Source organism: Pseudoalteromonas aquimarina (assembly GCF_049257255.1).
Classification (GTDB): Bacteria; Pseudomonadota; Gammaproteobacteria; order Enterobacterales; family Alteromonadaceae; genus Pseudoalteromonas.
Genome location: NZ_JBMMUG010000013.1, coordinates 24,032 through 33,838, shown reverse-complemented (window position 1 = coordinate 33,838; position 9,807 = coordinate 24,032). Strand labels below are relative to the sequence as shown.

General features: G+C 39.3%; 8 protein-coding genes. 4 read left to right on the top strand and 4 right to left on the bottom strand.

Annotated features, from left to right (window positions below; genetic code table 11):
- Window positions 1-332 precede the first annotated feature (332 nt).
- Both gppA and rhlB read right to left on the bottom strand, forming a co-directional pair.
- Window positions 333-1,835, bottom strand: a complete 1,503-nt coding sequence (gppA, locus tag AAEU29_RS20680) for a guanosine-5'-triphosphate,3'-diphosphate diphosphatase (protein ID WP_421975070.1) — start codon at window positions 1,833-1,835, stop codon at window positions 333-335.
- Window positions 1,836-1,855: 20 nt separating this feature from the next.
- The gene (gene rhlB, locus AAEU29_RS20675) at window positions 1,856-3,112 is read right to left on the bottom strand and encodes an ATP-dependent RNA helicase RhlB (protein ID WP_421975069.1); all 1,257 of its coding nucleotides are present in this window, start codon (window positions 3,110-3,112) and stop codon (window positions 1,856-1,858) included.
- 91 nt (window positions 3,113-3,203) lie between these two features.
- On the opposite strand from rhlB, the gene trxA reads away from it, so the two are divergent.
- The 3 genes from trxA to AAEU29_RS20660 all read left to right on the top strand — a co-directional run bounded on the left by trxA (window position 3,204) and on the right by AAEU29_RS20660 (window position 6,313).
- Window positions 3,204-3,530 carry a thioredoxin TrxA gene (gene trxA, locus AAEU29_RS20670; protein ID WP_421975068.1) on the top strand — a complete coding sequence of 109 codons (327 nt, stop codon included), beginning with the start codon at window positions 3,204-3,206 and terminating at the stop codon, window positions 3,528-3,530.
- 174 nt (window positions 3,531-3,704) lie between these two features.
- Window positions 3,705-4,964, top strand: a complete 1,260-nt coding sequence (gene rho / locus AAEU29_RS20665; RefSeq protein ID WP_421975067.1) for a transcription termination factor Rho — start codon at window positions 3,705-3,707, stop codon at window positions 4,962-4,964.
- Between the two features lie 164 nt (window positions 4,965-5,128).
- A complete protein-coding gene (locus AAEU29_RS20660; protein WP_421975066.1) occupies window positions 5,129-6,313 on the top strand; it encodes a methyl-accepting chemotaxis protein in 1,185 nt (394 codons plus the stop codon).
- A gap of 20 nt (window positions 6,314-6,333) precedes the next feature.
- Here the strand turns inward: AAEU29_RS20660 and AAEU29_RS20655 are convergent, their stop codons facing one another.
- The gene (locus AAEU29_RS20655; protein WP_421975065.1) at window positions 6,334-7,599 is read right to left on the bottom strand and encodes an Ig-like domain-containing protein; all 1,266 of its coding nucleotides are present in this window, start codon (window positions 7,597-7,599) and stop codon (window positions 6,334-6,336) included.
- A gap of 12 nt (window positions 7,600-7,611) precedes the next feature.
- A complete protein-coding gene (locus AAEU29_RS20650; protein WP_421975064.1) occupies window positions 7,612-8,127 on the bottom strand; it encodes an outer membrane beta-barrel protein in 516 nt (171 codons plus the stop codon).
- 175 nt (window positions 8,128-8,302) lie between these two features.
- Here AAEU29_RS20650 and ubiD point away from each other — a divergent pair, with 175 nt between their 5' ends.
- Window positions 8,303-9,775, top strand: a complete 1,473-nt coding sequence (ubiD, locus tag AAEU29_RS20645) for a 4-hydroxy-3-polyprenylbenzoate decarboxylase (protein WP_421975063.1) — start codon at window positions 8,303-8,305, stop codon at window positions 9,773-9,775.
- The last annotated feature ends 32 nt before the right edge of the window (window positions 9,776-9,807 follow it).

Below are 9,807 nucleotides of genomic sequence, written 5' to 3'. Positions count from 1 at the left end.
CAGATGATTGCTTAAATTTTTAAAGAACAGTGCAAACAACCTTGTGTTTGCTGCAGCCTCTCTCGCTGCGAAGTGGAGCGCTATATTAACCGCTTCACTTTTAAAGTCAACTAGAAAATTAATATATTTTTCAAAGTAACTTTCCGTTTGACTCCCGGTCACTTAACTCAGCGTTTGTTGTTGCTGTGCTCCGTGTCGGTGGATGCGCATTATAGGGAGATTCGATTTCAGTGCAAGCACTTTTTGCAAGAAAATTTAAACTTTTGATTCGTTTGCTCAGCAAGTGAGCAAAACGTCTATTTTCTTAACAAAAAGCGCTTTGTTTTGATCAATTAGTTAACAGCTATGTGTAAAGTTTGACCAGCTTTACGAAGGTATTCACACTCAGCTTCTAATTCTGCCTGCATTAAAGGATGTTGGCTAAACCAAATATGTGGAATAACGATTGATAAGTCGCTTTTTGATGTAACTAATTTTAACTCTGGAAGCACGTCATCTTGTCTACGCATACTCAGAATCACTGATAAACGAAGTATATGAAGCAGTTTATAAGTAATATCTGAAAAACAACCTAACGGCTCAAGGTTAATTTTATCAATATCTTCTTTATGGTACTTCACCAAAAAGACTAAACGATTCTTTTGTGCTTTGGTAAATCCAGGCATATCTGTATTTTTCATAATGTATGCGCCATGTTGACCATACTTTTTATAACCAATCAGTAAACCTGTTTCGTGTAATTTAGCTGCCGCTTCAAGAATCGATAAATCTTCATCAGATAATTGCCATTCACTTTTTACTTGGTTTGCAAGTAATAAGGCAATATCTGCTACACGCTGAGATTGAGTCGCATCAATATGGTAACGTGTTATAAAGCTATTAACTGTGCGAGCACGAATATCTGAATTATGCAGTTCAGGGATCATCGAATAGAGAACCCCTTCCCTTAATGCGCCACCAGCAAGTCCCATTACTTCTATATCTAAGCTTTCAAATAAAGCGATTAAAATAGAAAGGCCTGACGCAAATACCAATTTGCGTTCTTGCACTAGCCCTGGCAGGTCAAGCTTGTCGATAGATTTATAAAGCACAGCCTGGTGTTTTATGGCGTTGAGTTTATCAAGCGTCAGTAAATCATCTTGTCTTTGTGCAATCATAATTTCTTGAATGGCTTGTACCGTCCCAGAAGCACCCGACACACTTAACCAGCCAAGCGTTTTATACTCAGCAATAATTGGTGCGATAATTTCTTTAGCAGCAACTGTTGCTGCTTCGAAATTATCATGGGTTAACAAGCCATTTTCGAAATACTTTTCAAGGTAGGTGACACAGCCCATATTTAAACTTTTATATAAAAGCGGGTTAAAGCCGTCACCAATCACGACTTCGGTACTTGCACCACCAATATCAATCACTAATTGCTTACCGAGTGTTGATGAAGTGTGTGCTACACCTTTATAGATTGTTTTCGCCTCTTCTTCGCCACTGATCACTCTTATAGGGTGACCAAGAATCAATTCAGCTTTTTCAACAAACTGCTGGGCATTTGCAGCCAAGCGTAACGTTGCTGTTGCAACAATCGTGATATTATCTTTCGGAATATCCTGTAAGCGCTCAGCAAAAAGAGAAAGACACTCCCACCCTCTTTGCATGGCTTCAATACTTAGTTGGCTATTTTCATCCAATCCTGCCGCTAACCTAACCTTTCGCTTCACTCGACCAATTGTCTGTAAATCACCGGCTACGGCTTTGGCTATTAACATATGAAAACTGTTAGAACCTAAATCTATTACGGCATAACAGTTTTGATCATTTGTTTTATCAACGGTTAGCATTGATACCTCAAAAAAAACAACTAACTATGAGCTCTTCTCTGAGCTGGTTTATTTGGGCGTCGATTATTTTGATTTGGACGCTTTGCACGGTTATAGCGAGGCTTTGGAATGTCGTCTAACAATGCAGTTTTATCATAATGTGATAACGGAATCGCGTGGTCAATATACTCTTCAATTGGTTGAAGGTTATAAGCATATTGCTCACAAGCAAAGCTGATGGCATGACCATAAGCACCTGCACGGCCAGTTCGACCAATACGGTGTACATAATCTTCACAATCATCAGGCAAGTCAAAGTTAAACACATGGCTTACAGCATCGATATGCAATCCACGCGCAGCTACATCGGTTGCAACTAAGAAATCAAGCTGGCCATCGGTAAACTGCTTTAAAATTGAGATGCGTTTTTTCTGATTAACATCGCCCGTTAATAAGCCTACACGGTGCCCATCTGCTTTCATCCACTGATAAACGTTTTCACACATGTGCTTTGTATTAGCAAATACAATCGCTTTTTCTGGCCACTCTTCTTCTATTAATGTAAGTAAAAGTGGAATCTTATCATCTTGAGAAGTATGGAAAAGCTCTTCTTGAATACGATGATTGGTTTTCTGCTCTGGCTCAACCTGTACATGTACAGGATTCGTCATATGCTCAAACGCTAATTCTTGAACACGATAAGACAGCGTCGCTGAAAACAGTAAGTTCAAACGCTCCGTCGCCTCAGGCATACGGCGTAGTAAATAACGAATATCTTTAATAAAGCCAAGGTCGAACATACGGTCAGCTTCATCTAGTACTACAACTTCAATATCGTTTAGACTGTAACAGCCCTGCTTATATAGATCGATCAATCGGCCCGTTGTGCCAATTAAAATATCTACACCTTTTTCAAGTTGCGCCTGTTGTTTTTCATATTCCTCGCCACCATATACAATGCCAAGGTTAAGCTTACAGTCTGGTGCAAAGATTTTTGCATCATTATAAATCTGTAATGCCAACTCCCGAGTAGGCGCCATAATAAGTGCTCTTGGGTGTTTACTTGCCCCTTTGCTGTTTACCAGTAAGTGATGACAAGTCGCGGCTAAAAACGCAATGGTTTTACCTGTACCCGTTTGCGCTTGCCCTGCAATATCTCGTTTTTGTAGTGCATAAGGTAAACTTTTTGCCTGAATTGGCGTACAAAGTTCAAAGCCTTTGCGAGTTAGTCCGGCAACCACTTCCGGTGCGATGTCAAAGTCGGCAAACTTTGTTTCGGTTAAATGTGTCTTATTCATAGCGAATAAGCATAACGCTTAAACTTGCAATAAGAAACAATAGTGTTTAAATACGCTATAAATAAATTCGCGAAAATTATCGGAGAACCCAATGAGCGATAAAATTATCCAACTAACAGACGATAGCTTTGAGTCTGATGTAGTTAATGCTAGCGGCCCTGTACTAGTTGATTTTTGGGCTGAGTGGTGTGGTCCATGTAAAATGATCGCGCCAATTCTTGACGAAGTAGCAGAAGAATTTGCTGGTCGTGTAACAATTGCTAAATTAAACATCGACCAAAACTCAGGTACACCACCTAAGTTTGGTATTCGTGGTATTCCAACACTTCTTCTATTTAAAGATGGCGGTGTTGCTGCAACTAAAGTTGGTGCGCTTTCTAAAACTCAACTTGTTGAATTTTTAGAAGACAACATCTAATTGAAGAGGCTGGTTTATCCAGCCTTTTTAATTTATGCGTTGATTATTTTTTATAAACACTGGACGCTTTCGGCAAGAGCTGCTAACTTATTACATCATATTTATCCTTAGTAATTATTCATTATTACTTCTACTCAAAAACCTTGAGAAAAAAACATTAAAGAACCCACCGATATGCATTTACGCGAACTTAAAAATAAGTCGATTAACGAACTTGTACAACTAGCTGAGTCCATGGGACTTGAAAATGTAGGCCGCTTAAGAAAACAAGATATTATTTTTGCCATTTTAAAAGCTCACGCAAAGAGTGGTGAAAACATCTATGGCGGTGGCGTATTAGAAATACTTCAAGATGGTTTTGGCTTCCTTCGTTCATTCGAAGCTTCTTATTTAGCTGGACCAGATGATATCTATGTATCGCCTAGCCAAATAAGACGCTTTAGCTTACGTACTGGTGACACAATTAATGGATTAATTCGTCCGCCAAAAGATGGCGAACGTTATTTTGCTCTACTAAAAGTAAATGAAGTAAACTTCGATAAGCCAGAAAACTCTCGCACTAAGATCCTATTCGAAAACTTAACACCACTGCACGCAAACGACCGTTTACGTATGGAACGTGGTAATGGTAGTACTGAAGATATCACGACACGTGTAATTGATTTAGCAGCGCCAATTGGTAAAGGTCAACGTGGTCTATTAGTAGCTCCGCCAAAAGCGGGTAAAACAATGTTGCTACAAAACATTGCGCAGTCTATTAGCTCAAACCACCCAGAGTGTGAACTAATCGTTTTACTTATCGACGAACGTCCAGAAGAAGTTACCGAAATGCAACGTCTTGTAAAAGGCGAAGTAGTTGCATCAACATTCGATGAGCCAGCAAGTCGTCACGTACAAGTTGCTGAGATGGTAATTGAAAAAGCAAAACGCTTAGTTGAACACAAGAAAGACGTTGTAATCTTACTTGACTCAATCACACGTTTAGCACGTGCTTACAACACCGTTATTCCTTCATCTGGTAAAGTACTTACTGGTGGTGTTGATGCTAACGCGCTACATAAGCCAAAGCGTTTCTTCGGTGCTGCACGTAACGTTGAACAAGGCGGTAGCTTAACGATTATTGCAACAGCTCTTATCGATACTGGCTCTAAGATGGATGAAGTTATCTACGAAGAGTTTAAAGGTACCGGTAATATGGAATTACACCTTAACCGTAAGATTGCGGAAAAACGTGTATTCCCAGCAATCGACTTCAACCGTTCAGGCACACGTCGTGAAGAGCTATTAACGAAAGCAGACGAACTACAAAAAATGTGGATCCTGCGTAAAATCGTTCATGAGATGTCAGAAATCGATGCAATGGAATTCTTAATTGATAAACTTGCGATGTGCAAGACCAACGATGAGTTCTTCGATTCAATGAAGCGAAAATAATCGCAACAAACATTAAAGCGCTGGTAAATTACCGGCGCTTTTCTTTTCTCACCTAAAAATCTGTTCTATAACTATTAAACACCTACCTGTTATTAATCAGATTTATGCAAATACGTAAGTTACTATTTCCTTGTCTCATTATCTTTAGTGCATGCTCCCTCTTATTGTTATTTTTAGCCGATGCCAGCGCACTGTTAATATCGCTGCAAATTGTGTTCTCGCTTTTACTTATTTTATGCGGCTGGCAAGCAAAGCAAAGTTTTCAAAAACAAAACAATAACCTCAAAGCATTTGCAAATGCTGTCTCAAATCCAAGTAAAGTAAATTTGAAATTTCGCTTTCAACAAAATGGTACTGAAGAAGATATTAAAGAGAGTGTTCTAATCGATAACTGGCTGGAATTGATGGATCATTTACTTAACGAAGTCTACGCCTCATCAGCTAGGTTATACCCTATGGCGAATGAATTAAAAGACACCTATTCCTCAATGACGCAAAAAGCCACTATGCAACATAGCCATGGTGAAATGTTAGGTTCTTCTATGGCTGCTATGTTGGAGGTATCAACTCAGCTTGATGATAATCTTGAAAAAATTTATCAAGCAGTGGCAAATGCAACGCAATCCGTGAAAAAAACACGCACTGACTCAGATGTGAGTCAAGCAAGCTTAATTTCCCTTGCTGAAAAGATAGAGCAAACGGGCGAACAGCTTGACCAATTAAAAAAAGACAGCGATCAAATTACTTCGATTATCGAGGTCATAAATTCAATAGCAGAACAAACCAATTTATTAGCGCTTAATGCTGCAATCGAGGCAGCACGTGCTGGTGAGCAAGGAAGAGGCTTTGCAGTCGTGGCCGATGAAGTGCGCAACTTGGCGGCTCGCACCAGCCAATCAACGCAAGAAGTTAGCGCTATGGTCAGTAAAATTCAATCTGGAACAGACTTAGTGCATCAATTTATGCTGAAAGCGCATGAAGAAACAAAACACACCGTTGATTTATCGCAGCAAGCTAATCAAGAGATCGATCAAATTGATGATGCTATGAGCAATATTCATGACCTTTCGGAGCAAATCCACCAGCAAGTCGAGCAGCAAAAAGCGGTGTCTGACGAAGCGCAGTCGTCGGTATCTTCTATGATAGAGCTCAATTCAGATGCACTTTCTAGCTCAAAGATTCAATCGGTTACCAGCGATGATTTATATAACCTAGCAACCAGCCTGAAAGAAAAGCTCGAATTGTTTGATTTTAATAGTATGGAATGGAATACCAGCACTCGCACCAAGTTAAGAGACGAAAATAAAACCAGTGAGAGCGCTGCTAATGGTGAAATTGATTTATTTTAAAAATAAATCTTGGTAAACCTTTAAATAATAGATACTGGAATGGCTATTGATTTACCTTGATAGAACATGATTAATGTAAATGAGCCTGGACTAACATTTTGATTGGCAGAAAGTTCATAATAGGCATCTTTTGTTCCTACCTTTTTTATTTCCCCTTTTGCTAAATCAGTTGCACCTAAATTCCATTCAGCAAATTCAGAAACATTAAGATCTTCAGATAAACCTTTTAAATCGGCATAAAGAGTCAAGTCTATTGAATTGCCTCTCTCAATGGTGATTTTTTCAATACCATCATTTACTTTGAGACTTTCTAAAGTTGAATCTCCAATAACCGCAACATTAGATGACTCATCCAAGCCACCACATGAAGCTATAAGATTTGTCGTTCCAACAGATAAAGCAACTGTATTACCTTTTGTTGTTTCGTAATTAGAAACAGAAACAATTTCGGAATCACTGCTTTCCCAAGTTGTACTATTCGTAATATTAAATTTTGATTCATCAATTAAATATAACTCTGCAGCTAGAGATATTCGTTGAGATAAATTTAATTGAAGCTGAGAAACGTTATCGTCACCGTTTTTCAAGATAATATGTGATAGGTTATCTGTTATTACTTTAAAACTCTGTTCCTTTGTAACCCCATCACTGTGCTCAGCAATGATCGAAATATCTTCTGTTTGATTACCAAATGTCGAGAGCAAACCGTCATCTGTAATATTGGCAGTTTTAGAGTTTTCGATACTCCAAGTAATATTATGTGCACTGATATCACTAATGAACCCATCTTCGTATGTAACTTTTGCACCCAATTGTGCATCGAGACACATATTAACTTCAGTATCGAGATCAGCTACTTCCAACAGCTCTAAACTGCTAGCACTGATGCCACTTACAGAAATTTTAGCTACAGCTGTAATTCCATTTATTGTTTTTGCAGTAAATTCAACGATTCCTTGATCATCCTTTAGCTCATTTAACGCTGTTATTAAACCTTTTTTCGAGATTGTTGCAGCATTTTCATTTGATGAAGACCATTCAACTTCATCTGTTATATCTCTAACATCACCTTTACTGTCTTTACCCCAAGCAACAAGCTGTTGTGTTTGCCCTTTCTTTAAACGAACATTCGCACCTTTGAAGGTTATACTTTCGATTATTGTGCCATTGGCACGTTGCGCTTCTAAGGTAACAGCGTTTACTAGTTCACTTGTATCTTCTGAGTCACTACAAGCAACCAAACCCATTACGCTAATTGCGATCAAACTATTCTTATAAATATTCACGAAAGGCTATCCTTAAAATGCGTATGTAAATCCAAAAGTAAATCCATCGAGCTTAATATCATCCTTATCATAAAGTGATTGATACCCTGCTCTTAGCTTTAACCCGTCTACCCACCGTATTTTTTGGTTTAAAGCAATGCCCCAAGCAAAGCCAGATACAGTATCGTTACCAGAATAAGTGCCTTCAGGGCCAATAGTTTTAATGTCTGTAGATGAATAGCCAAGACTAATTTCAGTTATCAAATCACCTTCTGTCAGAGATTCAAACCTTACATATGCACCATAGCTTTCACCATAATCCATATTTAAGCGATATAAATCATCATCCTTGGATGAAACCATATATTGCCCTTCGAGAAAAACTTTTCGAAATAATTCCGTGCCAAGACGTAAGTTGACCATAGCTGGATTTGTTTCTTCATTAGCTATATCAAGCCTTGATGCAAAATAATCGACCCCAATATATGTTTCATTTGCAGATAACATGCAACTTGAAAACAATAATGACAATGGCAAGATAGATTTCATAAAAAATCCCTTTATTAAAAGAAAGTTTGCCTATTCTATTGAATACCAAACCAAAAAGCATCCACAGAAGTATAAACAATTGTAACCATGCAAACGGCAATACAATTGCCCGTAAGTTGCGCAAAAGGTTATACTATCACCAATCAATTTTTATTATTAAAAGCCTGACAATACTATGAAATATAAAGACCTCAGGGGCTTTATCGAACTGTTAGAAAAGAAAGGTCAGCTAAAGCGTATCAAGCAAGAAATTGATACCTACTTAGAGATGACCGAAATAGCCGACCGCACTTTGCGTGCAAAAGGCCCTGCACTACTTTTCGAAAGTCCAAAAGGCTATTCTATTCCTGTACTTGCCAACCTATTTGGCACACCTGAGCGTGTTGCTTTAGGTATGGGGCAAGAAGATGTATCAGAACTCAGAGAAGTTGGTAAGTTACTCGCCTTTTTAAAAGAGCCAGAGCCACCAAAAGGCATTAAAGATGCGCTAAGCCAGCTACCTGTGTTTAAGCAAGTACTCAACATGCCGCCAAAAGAAGTTAAAAAGGCACCATGCCAACAAGTGATTGTTGAAGGTGATGATGTTGATTTAACTAAGCTACCGATTCAACACTGTTGGCCGGGCGATGCAGCACCACTAATTACTTGGGGCTTAACGGTAACTAAAGGGCCTTATAAAAAGCGTCAAAATTTAGGTATTTACCGCCAACAATTACTGGGTAAAAACAAAATCATTATGCGCTGGTTATCACACCGTGGCGGCGCACTGGATTACCAAGAATGGTGTAAAGAACACCCGGGTGAACCTTATCCTGTGTCGGTAGCGCTTGGGGCAGACCCTGCAACCATTTTAGGCGCAGTAACCCCTGTACCAGATACCCTTAGCGAATATGCTTTTGCTGGATTGTTACGCGGCAGCAAAACAGAAGTAGTAAAGTCAATTTCGAACGACTTACAAGTTCCTGCCAGCGCAGAGTTTGTATTAGAAGGCTATATTGAACAGGGCGAAATGGCACCAGAGGGACCTTATGGCGATCACACCGGTTATTACAATGAAGTTGATGACTTCCCAGTGATGACAGTAACGCATATTACGCATCGTAAAGATCCTATTTACCACAGCACTTATACTGGCCGTCCGCCTGATGAGCCTGCTATTTTAGGTGTCGCACTTAACGAAGTGTTTGTGCCAATTTTGCAAAAGCAATTCCCTGAGATTGTGGATTTCTACTTACCACCTGAAGGCTGTTCTTACCGTATGGCCGTGGTTACAATGAAAAAGCAATATCCAGGTCATGCTAAACGCGTAATGATGGGTGTTTGGTCATTCTTACGTCAATTCATGTATACTAAGTTCGTTATTGTGTGTGATGATGACGTGAATGCGCGCGACTGGAACGATGTGATTTGGGCAATTACTACGCGCATGGATCCTGCCCGCGATACCACAATGATCGAAAATACCCCTATTGATTATCTCGACTTTGCCTCACCTGTTTCTGGCTTAGGATCAAAAATGGGGCTTGATGCCACCAATAAATGGCCTGGCGAAACCGACCGCGAATGGGGCGAACCCATCGTAATGGACGATAAAGTCAAACAACGTGTTGATGAAATTTGGGATTCACTCAACATTTTAGAAAAGTAACGCAGTTAAACTTGCGTCGTGAAAAGGTTTAA

Coding starts and splice junctions, on each gene's coding strand:
- AAEU29_RS20650 (WP_421975064.1), bottom strand. CDS start 8,127: ATGAAATCTATCTTGCCATTGTCATTATTGTTTTCAAGTTGCATGTTA.
- trxA (WP_421975068.1), top strand. CDS start 3,204: ATGAGCGATAAAATTATCCAACTAACAGACGATAGCTTTGAGTCTGAT.
- gppA (WP_421975070.1), bottom strand. CDS start 1,835: ATGCTAACCGTTGATAAAACAAATGATCAAAACTGTTATGCCGTAATA.
- ubiD (WP_421975063.1), top strand. CDS start 8,303: ATGAAATATAAAGACCTCAGGGGCTTTATCGAACTGTTAGAAAAGAAA.
- rho (WP_421975067.1), top strand. CDS start 3,705: ATGCATTTACGCGAACTTAAAAATAAGTCGATTAACGAACTTGTACAA.
- rhlB (WP_421975069.1), bottom strand. CDS start 3,112: ATGAATAAGACACATTTAACCGAAACAAAGTTTGCCGACTTTGACATC.